This window comes from Caulobacter sp. GW822-FHT01G02 (assembly GCF_058802865.1).
This window is the reverse complement of sequence record NZ_JBXAON010000014.1, coordinates 1-17059: the sequence shown is the minus strand read 5'-3', so window position 1 is coordinate 17059 and position 17059 is coordinate 1. Positions and strand designations below refer to the sequence as shown.

Sequence of the window (17059 nt, the reverse complement as noted above, 5' to 3'; positions counted from 1 at the left end):
CTTCAAGCGCTGAGGCGCAGATGGTTGATCAGGTCGACTCGGGTGATCACACCTAGGAACTCCTCCCCGTCGACCACAAGCGCTACCTCGTCGCGATCGAACACCTCGGGCAGGTCATCGACGCTCTGACGGGCCTGCAGGGTGTTGATCGCGCGGGTCATGGCCGCGCCGACCAGGGTCTTGAAGCGCGGAGCCTCGTCGCCCGCCTCGACCGCGGCCAGCACGTCGCTCTCGTCGAGGATGCCGACCAGCTTGCCATGATCGACCACGGGCAACTGGCTGATGTCGGACGAGCGCATGCGGTTATATGCGGTCAATAGCGTGTCGTCGGGCCCGATGGCGATGACGCCGCCCTCGGCGTAGCGCTTGGCGATCAGGTCGCGCAGGTCGCCGTGCAGCTCGCGACCGTCGAAGCCGTGCGCCGCCAGCCAGAAGTCGTTGAACATCTTGGTCAGGTACTTGCCGCCGGTGTCGCAGACGAAGGTCACGACCCGCTGGGGCTCGGTCTGCTCGCGGCAGTATTTCAGCGCCGCCGCCAGCAGGCAGCCCGAGGACGAGCCCCCGAGAATCCCTTCCTTCTTCAGCAACAGTCGGGCGGTGTCGACGCTCTCGCGATCGCTGATCGAATAGGCCTGGGAGACCAGGTCCATCTGGGCGTTGTCGGGGATGAAGTCCTCGCCGATGCCCTCGACGATCCAGCTGCCGGCCTCGCCGAAGGTCCCGGTCTCCACATAGTCGCGCAGGATCGAGCCGACCGGATCGGCCAGCACCATCCTGGTCTTGGGCGAGTGGGCCTTCATGTAGCGGCCAATGCCGGTGAGCGTGCCGCCCGAGCCGACGCCGACGACGATGGCGTCGATGTCGCCCTCCATCTGGGTCAGCAGCTCGGGCGCCGTGGTGGTCTCGTGGGCCAGCGGATTGGCCGGGTTCTCGAACTGGTTGGCGTAGAGCGACCCGGGGATCGACTGGGCCAGGGCCTGGGCCATGTCCTGATAGTATTCCGGGTGGCCCTTGCCGACGTCGCTGCGGGTCAGGCGCACGTCCACGCCCATGGCCCGCAGGTGCAGGATCTTCTCCCGCGCCATCTTGTCGGGGACGATCAGGATCAGCTTGTAGCCCTTGAGGGCCGCCACCTGCGCCAGGCCCAGGCCCGTATTGCCGGCCGTGGCCTCGATGATCGTGCCGCCCGGCTTCAGCCGGCCGTCGGCCTCGGCCGCCTCGATCATCGAACGGGCGACGCGGTCCTTGATCGAACCGCCCGGGTTCTGGTTTTCGAGCTTGAGGAAAAGCCGGCACGGGCCGGTGTCGAGGCGTCTGACCTCGACCATGGGCGTGCGGCCGATCAGGTCGAGCGCGGAACCGGCAATGCCGGGAAGGCCCAATTTAGGGTCGTTCATGGCGCAGCTCCGCAGCCTGGTGAAACGATTTCCCCCAGCTAGGCCTGTTTTTTAAAAGAAGGGAAGAGAGCCAGGGCCGTCGGACATAGGGGTTCGTTCGGGATTTACGAAGGATCACACCCCTCATAGCCTCGTTATATGACCGACGTCTTCGCCGCCGATTTCGAGGATCTGTTCCGCGCGACCTACCGGGCCGCCGTCCGGCGCGTGCGCGACAAGCGCGAACGGCTATCGCCCGAGACCGTGGCGCTGCTGGACCATCTGGCCGCCGCCGGGCCGCTGACCGCCGGCGAGCTGGCGCGCCATGTCGACCGCGCGCCCAGCACCCTGACCGAGATGGTCGATCATCTGGTCGATAAGGATCTGCTGACCCGAGACCGCGATCCGACCGACGCCCGCCGCAGTCTGGTCTGGCTGACCGACGCCGGCCAGGCCGCCTTGCTGGAGAGTCGCAACGTCCTGGACCTCGACGCGCTGGCCGCCGCCGGCGCCAATCTGTCGCCCCAGCAGCGCCAGGCGCTGATCGATCATTTCCGGGCGTTCGTCGCCCAGCTGAGAGGAGCCCGCCCATGAGCCACGCTTGCGAAAGCTGCGGCATGCCGATCGAGTCCGGTCCCTATTGCCAGTACTGTGTCGACGAGAGCGGCGCTCTGCAGGACTTCCCGACCCGCTTCGAGCGCATGGTGCAGTGGCAGGAGCGGCGCGGCAGCCCGCGCGCCCAGGCTGAAACCGAGACGATCATCTACATGTCGAAGATGCCGGCCTGGAAGGACCATCCCGAGGTCCAGGCGCGCCTTTCGGCTTAAGGTCAGGCCGTCCCGGCCGTGCCACGCTGGTTCAGCCACTCGCTGGCGAACTTGCGGGAAAGGCAGACGTCCTCGAACACCACCCGCCGCAACTGGCCCAGGTACTCGGGCGCGTCGTGGACGATCACGAACGGAAAGTCATTGGCCGACAGGAAACCGTGGAGGAATCGCGAGAAGCGGTCGGCCTCTTCGGGGCCGGCCAGGCGAACTTCGGTCTCGGCGACGGTCGGAACCATGTGCGTGGCCCTCTGTGAACGGACCAAGACTTAACGCACGAACTCGCATTTGCGAACCAGCTTCGCCCCTGCGAAATAAACTGTGATCACTTGATCGCCTCCCGGGCGAGTGAAACCCCGCCCGGAACGCGCAATCCCTTACAGGACAGCCTTAGAGGATCGACTGGCCGGTCGAGGCCCAGTCCTTCAGAAACTGCTCGAGACCCTTGTCGGTCAGCGGGTGCTTGTAGAGCTCGGCGAACACCGCCGGCGGGATGGTGACGACGTCGGCGCCGATGATCGCGGCTTCCTTGACGTGGGCGGCGTTGCGCACCGAAGCGGCCAGAATCTCGGTCTCGTAGCCGTAGTTGTCATAGATCGCGCGGATGTCGCGGATCAGGTCCATGCCGTCGAAGCCATAGTCGTCCAGACGGCCGATGAACGGCGAGATGTAGGTCGCGCCGGCCTTGGCGGCCAGCAGGGCCTGGGTCGGCGAGAAGCACAGGGTGACGTTAGTCTTGATCTCTTCGTCGGCGAAGGCGGCGCAGGCGATCAGGCCATCGCGGGTCAACGGGATCTTGACCACCACGTTCGGGGCGATCTTGGCCAGCTTCTGGCCTTCGGCGATCATGGCGTCCGCCGTGGTGGCGGCCACTTCGGCGCTGATCGGACCCGGGACGATGTCGCAGATCTCGGCGATCACTTCCAGCATCGGACGGCCCGACTTGGCGATCAGGGTCGGGTTGGTGGTCACGCCGTCGATCAGGCCGGTCGAGGCCAGGTCGGCGATCACCTTGGTGTCGGTGCTGTCGAGGAAGATCTGCATGGTCGCTCGCGCTGCTCTTCTATGTCGGGAGTTGCGCCGGTTTAGCCCGAGCGGCGGCGTCACGCCAGACTTGTCAGACCCACGCGGCAGGGTCCGCCACGAGCCGGTCGGCCGTGCGCTCGACGGCCGTGCGCCAGGCTTCGGGCCTGAAGCCGAACACCTTCTGGAGCTTGCCGGTGTCCAGAGGCGAGCGCGGCGGGCGCGGCGCGGGCTCGACGAAGGCGGCCTGGCTCGTCCGTTCCAGGCGCGCCTTGGCCAGCGGATCGCGGTCGATCGCCGCCTTGGCGAAATCGAAGCGGCTGGTCTCGCCCGCATTGGCGAAGTGGAACAGGCCGAACGCCGGATCCTCGGCGGACGCTTTCGCCCAGCGCGGCGCGGTCGCGATCAGGAAATCGGCCAGGGCCTCGCCGTCGGTCGGTGTTCCGAACTGGTCGGCGACGATCCTCAGCACCTCGCGCTCGCGCGCCAAGCGCAACATGAAGCTCACATAGTTTCGACCATACCTGGAAAAGACCCACGAGATTCGCAGCACCGTCGTCCGAGGATAGGCCAGCACCGCCTGCTCGCCGGCCAGCTTGGAGCGGCCGTAGACATTGATCGGCCGCGCCGCGTCGGTCTCGACATAGGGGCGATCGGTCAGACCGTCGAACACCGCATCGGTCGACAGGTGCACGAACGGCAGGTCCCGCTCGGCGCAGGCGGCGGCCATGGCGCCGGGTGCGGTGGCGTTGACCGCGAAGGCCTCGTCGGGCCGCGCCTCGGCGGGGTCGACATGGGTAAAGGCGGCGGTGTTGAGCACGAGGTCACAGTCGGCGGCCAGGACCGCGGCGCGGACAGCCGAGGAATTTTCCAGGTCGCAGTCGATGCGGGAGAGGGCGATGACGTCTGCTCGCCCCTGGGCGGCGGCCTGAACCGCCGTGGCCACCTGACCCGTTCGGCCAAACTGCAGGATCTTCATTTCAGGGCGGGGACCCGCTCGCCCAACACCTGGCCGATGAAGGTCCTCAGGTTGCCGCCTTTGAACAGATAGCCCGGCAGGCCCGCGCGGGCGCCCGCCTCCACGTCGATATGACGGTCGCCGATGATCACCGCCTCGTCCGGCGCGAGGCCCCAGTCGGCCAGACCGCGAAGTATCATGCCGGGATTGGGTTTGCGGTCCGGATGGTCGGCCACCCGGTATTCTTCCACGACGGCCGTCTCGTGGAACGGCGAGTGATAGAAGGCGTCGATCCGACCGCCTCGTTCGGCCAGTTGGTCCTGCATGGCGGCATGGAACCGGTCCATCTGCGTCTGGTCGAAATAGCCACGACCGATGCCCGACTGGTTGGTCACCACCAGCACCTTCAGCCCCGCCTGGGTCATCGCCGCCACCGCCTCGCGGGCGCCGTCGATCCAGGTCAGCTTGGCGGGGTCGGAGACATAGCCGTGGTCGACGTTCAGCACGCCGTCCCGATCCAGGAACACGGCCTTCAGAGGAGGGAGAGCGGCAGGGCTGGTCATGACGCGAGCACTACTCCGAGCGGCGGCGAAACACCACGCCTCCGTCTTGGCCTCGTCGCGCAAGCTCCCTAGAAGAAGGCGATCCTCTGGAGCTCTCGATGACCGCCTTCGCCGACGCCGCCCGCCTGCGCGACCGCCTGAAGACCTGGGCCCTGGAAGCCGCTTATCCGCTGTGGTGGGAGACCGGCGCCGACCACGTGAAGGGCGGCTTCTTCGAGAAGATCGATCTCGACGGCCATCCGGTGGACGGCCCGCGTCGCGGCCGCGTGCTGCCCCGGCAGATCTTTTCTTACGCCCTGGCCGGCGAGTTGGGCTGGACCGGCCCGTGGCGCGAGGCGGTCGCCCATGGCCTGGCCTTCTACCTGAAGGCCTACCGCCGGCCCGACGGCCTGTTCCGCGCCCTGGTCGGGCCGAACGGCGAGAGCCTCGACGACACCGCCGATCCCTACGACCAGGCCTTCGCCATGTTCGCCCTGGCCGCCGTGGCCAAGGCGCTGCCGGACCGTAAGGCCGAGGCCAAGGCGATCGCCGTCCATGTCCGCGACATGTTGTACGCCGAGCGCAAGCACCCGCTGGGCGGCTTCCACCAGACCAACCCGCCAACCACGCCGCTGCAGTCGAACCCGCACATGCACCTGTTCGAGGCCATGCTGGCCTGGAACGAGGTCGACGACGATCCGGCCTGGCGCGCCCTGGCCGACGAGATCGGCGGTTTGGCGCTGACCAAGTTCATCCATGCCGAAAGCGGTCAGATCCGCGAGTTCTTCGACCTCGACTGGAACCCCGCGCCGGGCGTCGAGGGCCGCATCTGCGAGCCGGGCCACCAGTTCGAATGGGGCTGGCTGCTGCTGCGCTGGGGCAGGCTGGCCGGCCGCGACGACGCGATCGCCGCCGCCCTGAAGATGATCGAGGCCGGCGAGACGCACGGCGTGGACCTGGCGCGCGGCGTGGCGGTCAACGCCCTGCTGGACGACTACGCGATCCACGACGACAGCGCCCGTCTCTGGCCCCAGACCGAACGGATCAAGGCCTCGGTGCTGGCCGCCCAGATCACCGGCGAGGCCCGCTGGTGGGACATGGCCGCCGCGGGCGCGGAAGGCTTGATGACCTATCTGCGCACGCCCGTCCCCGGCCTGTGGCGCGACAAATACCAGCCCGACGAGACGTTCGTGGAGGAGCCGGCGCCGGCCAGCTCCTTCTACCACATCACCTGCGCGATCGCGGAATTCGACCGGGCGGTCAGCGCGGTTTCGTAACCAGGAGTGTGGCGGCGCCGACGGCGCGCGCCCGGACCTCGGCGTTCAGCGGGATCAGGGCGCCGGCGGCGTAGACGTCACCGTCCATCTCCAGCACGCCTTCCAGCACCTGCACGGTCGACGCCGGCAAAGCCACCTCATCGCCGCCCGGAACGCGGCGCAACTCGACGTCGAAGCCGTCGGTCGAAACCAGGGTCTCGGTCCCGTTCGGCGCGGCGCTCTTGCGCGAGGCGATCGAACGGCCCTTGGCCTTCAGGCCATCGACCAGGGTCTTCACCGCTTGGCTGTCCTTGCGGTGGCAGACGAGAACCGCGTCGGCCTCAACCACCACGACGATGTCGCTGACGCCGATCACGCCGACATAGGGTCCCGTGGTGCGGACCAGGACGTTCGTGGCGCCGTGCAGGTCGACGTCGCCGTCATGGGCGTTGCCGTCATGGTCCCGGATCGACGCTTCCCAGATCGCGTCCCAGGCGCCCAGGTCCGACCAGGCGAAGGCGGCGGGCGCGACGGCGGCCTTCTGGGTGCGCTCCATCACCGCGTAGTCGAGGGAGATCTTCTTGGCTTGGCCGAAGGCTTCGCGGTCCAGGCGACCGATTCCGGCCTCCAGCGTCAGAGCGGCGGCGCAGGCCTTGGCGGCGTCAGCGACGGTCGGCTCGAAGGCCTCGAACTCGCCCATCAGCGTGGCGGCCTTGAAGGCGAAGTTTCCGCTGTTCCAAAGATAGCCTTCAAGCACATAGCGCTCGGCGGTCTCGCGGTCCGGCTTCTCGACGAAGGCGGCGACGGCGTTGACCGAGCCGTCCAGCAGCGCGTCACCGGGACGGATGTAGCCGAAGCCGGTCGCCGGCGACGTCGGCCGCACGCCGAAGGTGACGATCAGGTCGCTCTCGGCGGCCCGAGCCGCGATCACGGCGGCTTCGCCGAAGATCTCCGGCTCGGCGATATGGTGGTCGGCGGCCAGCATCAGCACGACGCCGTCCGGGTCCTGGCCTTGCACGTAGGCGGCGGCGGCGGCCACGGCCGGGGCGCTGTCGCGGGCCTCGGGCTCGACCAGGATGGTGACGAAGACGCCGATCTCGGCGGTCTGCTCGGAGACGAAGCCGACCATGGCCTCGCCGGTGACGATGACGATCTCGGCGACGCCGGGAATGTCCTTCACCCGCAGCACCGTTTCCTGGAACGACGAGCGATCGCCGACCAGCTTCAGGAACTGCTTGGGCTGGTCGCTGCGCGACGCGGGCCAAAGTCGCGTGCCTGAGCCGCCGCACAGGATCACCGGATAGATCGATGCCAAGTTAAACCCCACCACGTCGTAGTCTTTGACCCCTGATAGGGCCTTATTGCGAAGGGTGCTTAAAGGCAAAGCGTGACGGAACGAAGAGTTTTCGTCAGCTTGGCGTCCCCGCGTGCAGTTCCGTCAACCATGCGTCCGCGGTGACATCGGACGGCATCCGCCAGTCGCCGCGCGGCGACAGCGCGCCGCCCGATGAGATCTTGGGACCGTTCGGCACGGCCGAGCGCTTGAACTGGTTGGCGAAGAACCGCTTCAGGAAGAGCTCCAGCCAGGCCTTGATCTCGGCCAGGTCATAGGCGCGACGGGCGTCTTCCGGCAGGCCGACCGGCCAGCCGCCGGCCTCGGCGTCATGCCAGGCGGTCCAGGCCAGGAAGGCGATCTTGGACGGGGCCATGCCGTAGCGCGTCATGTAATAGAGGTTGAAATCCTGCAGGGCGTAGGGGCCGACGAAGCTCTCGGTGGCCTGGGTCTTCTCCCCCGGCACCAGTTCCGGCGAGATTTCGGTGGCCAGGATGTCCTCCAGCAACCCCGTCGTGGCCGCGTCGACGTCGCCGGAATGGGCCACGAAGCGGATCAGGTGCTGGATCAGCGTCTTGGGCGCCCCGCAGTTGGGGTTGTAGTGACTCATGTGGTCGCCGACGCCGTAGGTGCACCAGCCCAGGGCCAGCTCGGACAGGTCCCCGGTGCCGACCACCAGGGCGGCGTTGTGGTTGGCCAGGCGGAACAGATAGTCGGTGCGCAGGCCCGCCTGAACGTTCTCGAAGGTCACGTCATAGACCGGTTCGCCGCGCCCGAACGGGTGGTCGAGGTCCTTCAGCATCTGGGTTGCGGCCGGACGGATGTCGAGCTCGGCGGCCGTCACCCCCATGGCCCGCATCAGCGCCCAAGCATTGTCCTTCGTGCGATCCGAGGTCGCGAAGCCCGGCAGGGTGTAGGCCAGGATGTTGGTCCGAGGCAGTCCCAGTTGGTCGACCGCCTTGGCCGCCACCAGCAGCGCCTGGGTCGAATCGAGGCCGCCGGAGATGCCGATGACCAGCTTCTTCAGACCCGAAGCCTCGAGCCGCCGGGCCAGCCCCTGGACCTGGATATTGTAGGCCTCGTAGCAGTTCTCGCGCAGCTTGGCGGGATCAGAGGGCGTGAATGGAAAGCGCTCTATCGGTCGGACAAGGGCCAGGTCGCCGGCCGGCGGCTCGAAGGCGAAGCCCACGGTCCGGAACGGCGCCTTGGGCGGCGAAAGCGCCATGGCGTCGCCGAAGCTGCCGACCCGCATGCGTTCCTGGCGCAACCGGTCGATGTCGATATCGGCATAGGTCCAGGCCGGGCCGGTCGAGAACCGCGGGCTCTGCGCCAGCAGGGCGCCCATCTCGTGGATGTCGACATGGCCGTCCCAGGCCAGATCCGTCGAGCTTTCGCCCGCCCCGGCCGCCGAATAGACATAGGCCGCGATCATCCGCGACGACTGACTGGCGCACAGCAGACGACGCGTCTCGGACTTGCCGATGGTGATGTTGCTGGCCGAGAGATTCAGCAAAATCTCCGCTCCGGCCATGGCCTGGGCGGTGCTGGGCGGGGTCGGGGTCCAGACGTCCTCGCAGATCTCGACGCCGACGGTGAACGGCGTCACGCCCTCGCCGCGGAACAGGACGTCGGTCCCGAACGGCGCGCTCTGACCAGCCAGGGTCAGAAGCCTGCCCGTCACGCCAGCGCCCGGCGTGAACCAACGGCGCTCGTAGAACTCGCGATAGTTGGGCAGGAAGCTCTTGGGGACAACGCCCAGCACCTTGCCGCCCTGGATCGCCACGGCGGTGTTGTAGAGCCGCCCGCCGTCACGCAACGGCGCGCCGACCACGATCATCGGCGCCAGGTCGGCGCTGGCCTCGGCCAGGGTCGCGATCGCCGCCTCGACCGCGTCCAGCAGCACATCCTGCTGCAGCAGGTCATCGATCGTGTAGCCGCTCAGGCCCAATTCCGGGAACACGATCACCGCCACGCCGGCCTCGTGCGCCTCCTGGGCCAGAGCCAGCACGCTGCGCGCATTGGTCGCCGGATCGGCCAGCTTCACCTTGGGGACGGCGGTGGCCACGCGGACGAAGCCGTGGCGATAGGGCGAGAAGAACGACGGACTACCCAAGGAACCGGCCTTTCAGGGTTATGCTTAAATTGAGCATAAGCCTGACTTCACCTATAACGCCCCCGGACGATGTTGCATAGCGTCCTCAACATGCCGCCAGAAGCCTCGCGCGGGTTGACCCCCAGGGGCTCCCATGCGACTGCGCCCCTCGCGCAGCCCTGCAAAACAAAGACAAGACGGAACTTCCATGCCCGTTTCGCCCATCAAGATGGCCGACGCGATCCGCGTCCTTTCCATGGACGCCGTGCACAAGGCCAAGTCCGGTCACCAAGGCATGCCGATGGGCATGGCCGATGTGGCCACGGTCCTGTGGGGCAAGTTCCTGAAGTTCGACGCGTCTCAGCCCAATTGGCACGACCGCGACCGCTTCGTGCTGTCGGCCGGCCACGGCTCGATGCTGCTCTATTCCCTGCTTCACCTGACCGGCTTCAAGGCCATGACGATGAAGGAGATCGAGAACTTCCGTCAGTGGGGCTCGCTGACCCCCGGCCACCCGGAAGTCCACCATACTCCGGGGGTCGAGACCACCACCGGCCCGCTGGGCCAGGGCCTGGCCACCGCCGTTGGCATGGCCATGGCCGAGGCCCACCTGGCGGGCCGCTTCGGTCATGACCTGGTCGACCACCGCACCTGGGTGATCGCCGGCGACGGCTGCCTGATGGAGGGCGTCAGCCATGAGGCGATCAGCATCGCCGGCCGCCTGAAGCTGAAGAAGCTGACGGTGCTGTTCGACGACAACAACACCACCATCGACGGCGAGGCGACCATCGCCGAAACCGGCGACCAGGTCGCCCGCTTCAAGGCCGCCGGCTGGGCCGTGAAGGTCGTCGACGGCCACGACCACGGCAAGATCGCCGCCGCCCTGCGCTGGGCTGTCAAGCAGGACCGCCCGACCATGATCGCGTGCAAGACGCTGATCTCGAAGGGCGCGGGTCCGAAGGAAGGCGACCCCCACAGCCACGGCTACACCCTGTTCGACGACCAGATCCGCGACGCCCGCGTCGCCATGGGCTGGGACGCCGAGCCGTTCACCGTGCCGGGCGACATCGCCACGGCCTGGAAGAGCGTCGGTCGTCGCGGCGCCAAGGTCCGCAAGGCCTGGGAGGCCAAGCTGGCCGCCTCGACCCACGCCTCGGACTTCAAGCGCGCCATGGCCGGCGAGCTGCCCGCCGGCGCCTTCGAGGCCCTGGACGCCCACATCGCCAAGGCCCTGGAGACCAAGCCCGTCAACGCCACCCGCGTCCACTCGGGCGCGGCCCTGGATCACCTGATCCCGTCGATCCCCGAGATGATCGGCGGCTCGGCCGACCTGACCGGCTCGAACAACACCCTGGTCAAGGGCATGGGCGCGTTCGACGCGCCGGAATACACCGGCCGCTACGTCCACTACGGCGTGCGCGAGTTCGGCATGGCCGCGGCCATGAATGGCATGTCGCTGCACGGCGGCGTGATCCCGTATTCGGGCACCTTCCTGGCCTTCGCCGACTACAGCCGCGCCGCCATCCGCCTGGGCGCCCTGATGGAAACCCGCGTCATCCACGTGATGACCCACGACTCCATCGGCCTGGGCGAGGACGGTCCTACCCACCAGCCGGTGGAACAGGTCGCCTCCCTGCGCGCCATCCCGAACCTGCTGGTCTTCCGTCCCGCCGACGCGGTCGAAGCCGCCGAGTGCTGGAAGGTCGCCCTGCAGCATCCGCGCACCCCGTCGGTCATGACCTTGTCGCGCCAGAAGACCCCGCATGTCCGCCTGTCGGGCGGCGATCTGTCGGCCAAGGGCGCCTATGAGCTGCTGGCCGCCGAAGGCGGCGAAGCGGAAGTGACGATCTTCGCCTCGGGCACCGAGGTCGGCATCGCCGTCGCCGCGCGCGACATCCTGCAGGCCAAGGGCAAGCCGACCCGCGTCGTCTCGACCCCCTGCTGGGAGCTGTTCGCACAGCAGGACGCCGCCTACCAGGCTTCGGTCATCGGCACGGCGCCGGTACGCGTCGCCGTCGAAGCCGGCATCAAGATGGGCTGGGAGCGCTTCATCGGCGAGGACGGCAAGTTCGTCGGCATGAAGAGCTTCGGCGCCTCGGCCCCGTTCGAGCGTCTCTACAAGGAGTTCGGCATCACCGCCGAAGCCGTCGCCGAAGCGGCCGGCGCCTAAGCTCCTCTTTTCTTGTCATCCCGGAAGCGTCGTAGAGGCTGTCCGGGATGACAGTTTAAAAGGACACCCCGATCCGCAGGATCGCCACCAGGGCGTGGCCCACACCGCTTTCGGCGCCAGGATCCATCAAGTACTGGATGTCTGGCTGGATCGTGACCGGACCGACCTTGTCCGCATAGGTCACTTCGATCGCGCTTTCAGCGTGCCGCAGGCGCAAGCCAGCATCGATGGCGTTGTCGCGGTACTTTCCCGACAGGAACGCCTGGTTGACGCCGATCGAGAAGGCGCTGTCGGGCCTGCCCTCGAAGACGTGCTCCACCAGCATGCCCGCCTGCCAGCCGCCCCTGAAGGCGGTGGTGTCGCCGTCCGAGACCCCGAGGCGGGCGAAGGCGGTCGTCCTGCGCACATCCGCCTCGCCCGTCAGGCGGCGCTCCAGCAGCACATAGGCGCCCTGCGCCGTCGCCGGGGCGGGATCGCCGGACGGGGCCAGGAAACGGATGTCGTCCTGCTTGTCGGTATAGCGCCACGCGCCGAACGCCAGCTTGCCCCGACCCTGCCAGCCAGCCTCGGCGATCAGCAGCAGGCCGTTGTCGAGCGAGGTCTTGATCCCGCCCGGGTCACCCAGCACGCCCGCATTGGCGTTCAAGGCCGCCGCCTGGGCATAGACATGCTCGTTCGGCGTCCAGCGCACGCGCACGGCCAGGGCCGTGGAGGGGAAGATCGACGGACCATTCGGACCGGTGGCCGCCAGCTCCGAACCGATGCCGAAGGCTGGAGCCAGCAGCAGGCCGGCGCTGTCGTTGGCATAGAATTCGCTGTTGAGATCATAGAGGCCGGCGCGGACCGACGCCTTGTCGCCGAAGCCCTGCTCGACCCAGGCCTCGAACAGGCGGGCGCGCTGGCGGGCGACCTCGATGTTGTCGACGCCCTGCAGCGTGCCCGCGTCGTCATTGGGCGTGGCGCCGCTGTTGTTCAGAATCTCGAAATGAGCGCTCGCGCCTTTCCAGCCGACGGCCTTGTCGAGGTCAAGGTCGCCGAAGATCTGCAGGTCGTCCAGAACACGGCCGCGCTTGGCGAGGCCCCCGCTGACCGTGCCGGCGAGGTCGGCGGTATAGCTTCCGCTGAGCTTGAAGGCGCGATCCTCGGCGTGGGCGCCCTGGGCGGGCAGGCTCCCGGCGGCGATCAAGAGCGCCGCGGCGGCGGCCGCGCGATTGACGGCTCGGTTGGTCGTAGTCTGGCGCATTCTCAGCCCCCGCTGACCCGACACTCGATCGGGCGGTACGGTTATCGCTCGGAAGGGGGCGCCATCCGGTAAACCCGGCCTGTGGCGTGTCGTCGCACGCCGCTCAAGCGCAAAGGTAAGAACCTGCGGAAGACTGCTGGCGATAGTCCAGAATCGTGGGCTGCGGATTCTCTCTTAGGCGTGACGCTTCTCGCCGGGACCAGTTGTCACGCGCGGCGGATTCGAAGAAGGATTGCAATGGCTTGAGATGAAGCCGCACACTACGCCTAATCACACCGAATAGAGGTGCGCGGCTCAGGGAGGAGCGGGTGCCGGAAACCGTCAAGAAAAGGCATGCCGCCCATGTGCGCGACGTGCTGGCCGACGGTTCCGCGGCGGCGCGATCGGCGCTGGCCGCGTCCTGGAAGAGATCGTTCTCCTGGTATGGCTTGAACCCCGAGGACATGACCGCGCCGCGCGTTCTGAGCGAGCGCGAATTGCGGGAGGCGCGAGAGCGCATCGAACCGCTCCTGGACGCGGCTCAGTCGACGCTCGACAGGCTGTTCCTGGCCGTGGGCTCCACCGGGTGCTGCGTTCTGTTCACCGATCGCCAGGGTGTTCCCGTCGATCGGCGTGGCGCGGATGTCGACGACGAGACCTTCCACCGCTGGGGTCTGTGGACCGGGGCGGTGTGGAGCGAGGAAGCCGAAGGCACCAACGGCATCGGCACCTGCCTGGCCGAGGAGCGCGCGCTCACCATCCACCGCGATCAGCATTTCCATGCGCGCAACACCGCGCTGAGCTGCACGGTGGCGCCCATCTACGATCACCAGGGACGGTTGGCCGGCGCCTTGGATGTCTCGTCGTGCCGGGCCGATCTCACGGAAGGCTTCGTCGGCCTGATCTCGGCCGCCGTTCTGGATGCGGCGCGGCGCATCGAGCTCGAGCATTTCCGGCGAATGTTCGTGGGCGCGCGATTGATCGTGGTCGAGGGAACCAAGCACGGCGGCGGCGTGGTGGCGGTCGATCGCGATGACCTGGTGATCGGCGCGACCCGCGATGCGCGTCTCAGCTATGGCCTGACCGACGCGCGCCTGGCCGGCCGACTGCACGTGGACGAACTGCTCTTTCCAGAGTCGGCTCTGGAGCAGGACCTGCTTCACCTTGAACGGTCGGGGGTGCAGCGCGCCCTGGCCCTGACCTCGGGCAACGTCTCCGCCGCGGCGAAGGCTCTGGGTGTCAGCCGGGCGACCCTGCACCGCAAGTTGGCGCGTCTGGGCCTGACCCAACGCCGCTAGAGCGTGGCAGCCGAAAGTGTGAGCGGTTTCGGCGCCTGCCACGCTCTAAGTGTTCGAGATAGAGCCCGGAAACTGTCTCACCCATGCGACAGTTGCTCTCGGCGGTTGGGCGCCAAGCCTGACAAACGTCGAGGCGTTGGCGGATGCTTTCCTCTTGACGCCGAACACGGCGCGACAGGAGGAAGCCATGACCAAAGCCGAGTTCACGCGCACAGCCAAGCCGCCGTTCAAAGCGCGCTATGGCAACTTCATCGGCGGCCGATGGGTCGAGCCGACCGCGGGCCGCTATTTCGAGAACACCTCGCCGGTCAACGGCCGCGTCCTCTGCGAGATCGCCCGCTCCGACGCCGCCGACATCGACCTGGCCCTGGACGCCGCGCACGCCGCCAAGGCCGCCTGGGGCGCGGCCAGCGTCACCGAACGCGCCAACCTGCTGACCCGCATCGCCCAGGTGATGGAAGACAACCTGCCGCTGCTGGCCGCCGCCGAGACCTGGGACAACGGCAAGCCGATCCGCGAGACGACCGCCGCCGACCTGCCGCTGGCGATCGACCACTTCCGCTACTTCGCCGGCTGTATCCGCGCCCAGGAGGGCGGCATCTCCGAGATCGACCACGATACGGTCGCCTATCATTTCCACGAGCCGCTGGGCGTGGTCGGCCAGATCATCCCGTGGAACTTCCCGCTGCTGATGGCCTGCTGGAAGCTGGCGCCGGCCCTGGCGGCCGGCAACTGCGTGGTGCTCAAGCCCGCCGAGCAGACGCCGGCCTCGATCCTGGTGCTGGCCGAGCTGATCGCCGACATCCTGCCGCCCGGCGTGCTCAACATCGTCAATGGCTTTGGCCTGGAAGCCGGCAAGCCCCTGGCCTCCAGCCCGCGCATCGCCAAGATCGCCTTCACGGGCGAGACCTCGACCGGTCGGCAGATCATGCAGTACGCCAGCCAGAACCTGATCCCGGTCACCCTGGAGCTGGGCGGCAAGTCGCCGAACATCTTCTTCAAGGACGTGATGGCCGAAGACGACGACTATCTCGACAAGGCCATCGAGGGCTTCGTGATGTTCGCGCTCAACCAGGGCGAGGTCTGCACCTGCCCCAGCCGGGCGCTGATCCACGAGGACATCTACGACGCGTTCATGGCGCGCGCCCTCAAGCGCGTCGAGGCGATCACCCAGGGCGATCCGCTGGACCCGACCACCATGATCGGCGCCCAGGCCTCTGGCGAGCAGCTGGAGAAGATCCTCAGCTATATCGACATCGGCCTCGCCGAGGGCGCCGAACTGCTCGCCGGCGGCGCGCGCAGCGACCTGCCGGGCGATCTGGCCGGCGGCTTCTACGTCAAGCCGACGGTGTTCAAGGGCCACAACCGGATGCGGATCTTCCAGGAGGAGATCTTCGGCCCGGTGCTGTCGGTCACGACGTTCAAGACCGACGAAGAGGCCCTGGCGATCGCCAATGACACGCTCTACGGCCTGGGCGCCGGGGTCTGGAGCCGGGACGCCAATCGCTGCTACCGCTTTGGCCGCGCCATCCAGGCGGGCCGGGTCTGGACCAACTGCTACCACGCCTATCCCGCCCACGCGGCGTTCGGCGGCTACAAGTCGTCAGGCATCGGCCGTGAGAACCACCGGATGATGCTGGACCATTATCAGCAAACCAAGAACATGCTGGTCAGCTATAGTCCCAAGAAGCTCGGCTTCTTCTAGCGCCCCGACTTGACGCGGCGTCGGCATACCCCGGCGCCGCAACCTCTTCGATATGGAAGGATATCATCATGGCCAAAACCATGAAGGCCGCCGTCGTGCGCGAATTTGGCAAGCCGCTGATCATCGAGGACGCGCCGATCCCCGAGCCGGGTCCCGGCGAGATCCAGGTCCGCATCCAGGCTTCCGGCGTCTGCCACACCGACCTGCACGCGGCGGAGGGCGACTGGCCCGTAAAGCCCAACCCGCCCTTCATTCCTGGTCACGAGGGCGTCGGCTTCGTCTCGGGCGTCGGCGCCGGGGTCAAGATCGTGAAGGAAGGCGACCGCGTCGGCGTGCCCTGGCTCTACAGCACCTGCGGTCACTGCAAGCATTGCCTGGGCGGCTGGGAAACCCTGTGCGAGTCCCAGCAGAACACCGGCTATTCGGTCAATGGCGGCTTCGCCGACTATGTCGTGGCCGATCCCAACTTCGTGGGCCATCTGCCCAAGGCGATTTCGTTCAACGAGATCGCGCCGGTGCTTTGCGCGGGGGTCACGGTCTACAAGGGCCTGAAGGTCACCGACACCAAGCCCGGCGACTGGGTGGTGATCTCCGGAGTCGGGGGCCTGGGCCACATGGCGGTGCAATACGCCAAGGCCATGGGCCTGAACGTCGCGGCGGTCGATATCGACGACGCCAAGCTGGACCTGGCCCGCGCGCTGGGCGCGACCGTCACGGTCAATGCCCGGACCGTCGCCGACCCGGCGGCGGAGATCAAGAAACAGACCAGCGGCGGCGCCCAGGGCGTGCTGGTCACGGCGGTTTCGCCGATCGCCTTCAAGCAGGCCCTGGGCATGGTCTCGCGCGGCGGGACGGTGGCGCTGAACGGACTGCCGCCCGGCGATTTCCCGCTCTCGATCTTCGACATGGTGCTGAACGGGATCACCGTGCGCGGCTCTATCGTCGGCACTCGCCTGGACCTGCAGGAGGCCCTGGACTTCGCCGCCGACGGCAAGGTCAAGGCCACGATCAGCACCGCGCGCCTGGACGACGTCAACACGGTCTTCGACCGCATGCGCAACGGCCAGATCGAAGGCCGCGTCGTGCTGGACCTGAGCCAGTAAGGCGCAGGGCCTCATGAGGGGCGTGACGGGGTGCGCCGACACTCCATCGCGCCCCTTCACACGTCAGAAAAAATGCCAAGGGGAGTAGGCGGCGTGAGCGACGGACAGGTTTTCCCGGTTTCCGAGGAACTGGCGCGGGGCGCCCATATCGACGCGG

The 17059-nt window shown here is 67.6% G+C and carries 15 protein-coding genes; 7 read left to right on the top strand and 8 right to left on the bottom strand.

The annotated features are described in order from the left end of the window. Window positions 1-2 precede the first annotated feature (2 nt). A complete protein-coding gene (locus tag AC1RNC_RS25525) occupies window positions 3-1397 on the bottom strand; it encodes a pyridoxal-phosphate dependent enzyme (protein ID WP_492888791.1) in 1395 nt (464 codons plus the stop codon). A 138-nt stretch (window positions 1398-1535) separates the two neighbouring features. Here AC1RNC_RS25525 and AC1RNC_RS25520 point away from each other — a divergent pair, with 138 nt between their 5' ends. Both AC1RNC_RS25520 and AC1RNC_RS25515 read left to right on the top strand, forming a co-directional pair. Continuing rightward, window positions 1536-1970, top strand: a complete 435-nt coding sequence (locus AC1RNC_RS25520; RefSeq protein ID WP_492888790.1) for a MarR family winged helix-turn-helix transcriptional regulator — start codon at window positions 1536-1538, stop codon at window positions 1968-1970. Beyond that, on the top strand, window positions 1967-2203 hold the full coding sequence (locus AC1RNC_RS25515) for a zinc ribbon domain-containing protein (protein ID WP_492888789.1): 237 nt from the start codon (window positions 1967-1969) through the stop codon (window positions 2201-2203). Before AC1RNC_RS25520 ends, AC1RNC_RS25515 begins: the two co-directional genes overlap by 4 nt. Before the next feature lie 2 nt (window positions 2204-2205). Here the strand turns inward: AC1RNC_RS25515 and AC1RNC_RS25510 are convergent, their stop codons facing one another. From AC1RNC_RS25510 to AC1RNC_RS25495, 4 genes are all read right to left on the bottom strand, one after another. Beyond that, a complete protein-coding gene (locus AC1RNC_RS25510) occupies window positions 2206-2439 on the bottom strand; it encodes a hypothetical protein (RefSeq protein WP_492888788.1) in 234 nt (77 codons plus the stop codon). Between the two features lie 151 nt (window positions 2440-2590). Further along, window positions 2591-3244 (bottom strand): fructose-6-phosphate aldolase, encoded by a 654-nt coding sequence (gene fsa, locus AC1RNC_RS25505; RefSeq protein ID WP_492816370.1) that lies wholly within the window; start codon window positions 3242-3244, stop codon window positions 2591-2593. Window positions 3245-3317: 73 nt separating this feature from the next. Next, entirely contained in the window at window positions 3318-4202 is an 885-nt protein-coding gene (gene rfbD / locus AC1RNC_RS25500; protein ID WP_492888787.1) for a dTDP-4-dehydrorhamnose reductase, read from the bottom strand. Continuing rightward, window positions 4199-4744: a D-glycero-alpha-D-manno-heptose-1,7-bisphosphate 7-phosphatase gene (locus AC1RNC_RS25495; RefSeq protein WP_492888786.1), complete on the bottom strand. Its 546-nt coding sequence runs from the start codon at window positions 4742-4744 to the stop codon at window positions 4199-4201. Before AC1RNC_RS25495 ends, rfbD begins: the two co-directional genes overlap by 4 nt. A gap of 98 nt (window positions 4745-4842) precedes the next feature. Between AC1RNC_RS25495 and AC1RNC_RS25490 the strand changes: the two genes are divergently transcribed. After that, window positions 4843-6000 carry an AGE family epimerase/isomerase gene (locus AC1RNC_RS25490; protein ID WP_492888784.1) on the top strand — a complete coding sequence of 386 codons (1158 nt, stop codon included), beginning with the start codon at window positions 4843-4845 and terminating at the stop codon, window positions 5998-6000. Here the strand turns inward: AC1RNC_RS25490 and AC1RNC_RS25485 are convergent. Both AC1RNC_RS25485 and AC1RNC_RS25480 read right to left on the bottom strand, forming a co-directional pair. Continuing rightward, window positions 5984-7294 (bottom strand): mannose-1-phosphate guanylyltransferase, encoded by a 1311-nt coding sequence (locus tag AC1RNC_RS25485; RefSeq protein WP_492888783.1) that lies wholly within the window; start codon window positions 7292-7294, stop codon window positions 5984-5986. The genes AC1RNC_RS25490 and AC1RNC_RS25485 overlap by 17 nt on opposite strands. Window positions 7295-7388: 94 nt before the next feature. Next, window positions 7389-9425 (bottom strand): NAD(+) synthase, encoded by a 2037-nt coding sequence (locus tag AC1RNC_RS25480; RefSeq protein ID WP_492888782.1) that lies wholly within the window; start codon window positions 9423-9425, stop codon window positions 7389-7391. 187 nt (window positions 9426-9612) lie between these two features. On the opposite strand from AC1RNC_RS25480, the gene tkt reads away from it, so the two are divergent. Then, window positions 9613-11574 carry a transketolase gene (gene tkt, locus AC1RNC_RS25475; RefSeq protein ID WP_492888781.1) on the top strand — a complete coding sequence of 654 codons (1962 nt, stop codon included), beginning with the start codon at window positions 9613-9615 and terminating at the stop codon, window positions 11572-11574. A gap of 55 nt (window positions 11575-11629) precedes the next feature. On the opposite strand, the gene AC1RNC_RS25470 is transcribed toward tkt, so the two are convergent. Further along, complete coding sequence (locus AC1RNC_RS25470) at window positions 11630-12817, bottom strand: carbohydrate porin (RefSeq protein ID WP_492888779.1); 1188 nt, start codon at window positions 12815-12817, stop codon at window positions 11630-11632. A 308-nt stretch (window positions 12818-13125) separates the two neighbouring features. On the opposite strand from AC1RNC_RS25470, the gene AC1RNC_RS25465 reads away from it, so the two are divergent. The 3 genes from AC1RNC_RS25465 to adhP all read left to right on the top strand — a co-directional run bounded on the left by AC1RNC_RS25465 (window position 13126) and on the right by adhP (window position 16902). Next, window positions 13126-14094, top strand: a complete 969-nt coding sequence (locus AC1RNC_RS25465; RefSeq protein ID WP_492888778.1) for a GAF domain-containing protein — start codon at window positions 13126-13128, stop codon at window positions 14092-14094. Between the two features lie 187 nt (window positions 14095-14281). Next, on the top strand, window positions 14282-15799 hold the full coding sequence (adh, locus tag AC1RNC_RS25460) for an aldehyde dehydrogenase (RefSeq protein ID WP_492888777.1): 1518 nt from the start codon (window positions 14282-14284) through the stop codon (window positions 15797-15799). Between the two features lie 68 nt (window positions 15800-15867). After that, the gene (gene adhP, locus AC1RNC_RS25455) at window positions 15868-16902 is read left to right on the top strand and encodes an alcohol dehydrogenase AdhP (RefSeq protein WP_492888776.1); all 1035 of its coding nucleotides are present in this window, start codon (window positions 15868-15870) and stop codon (window positions 16900-16902) included. The last annotated feature ends 157 nt before the right edge of the window (window positions 16903-17059 follow it).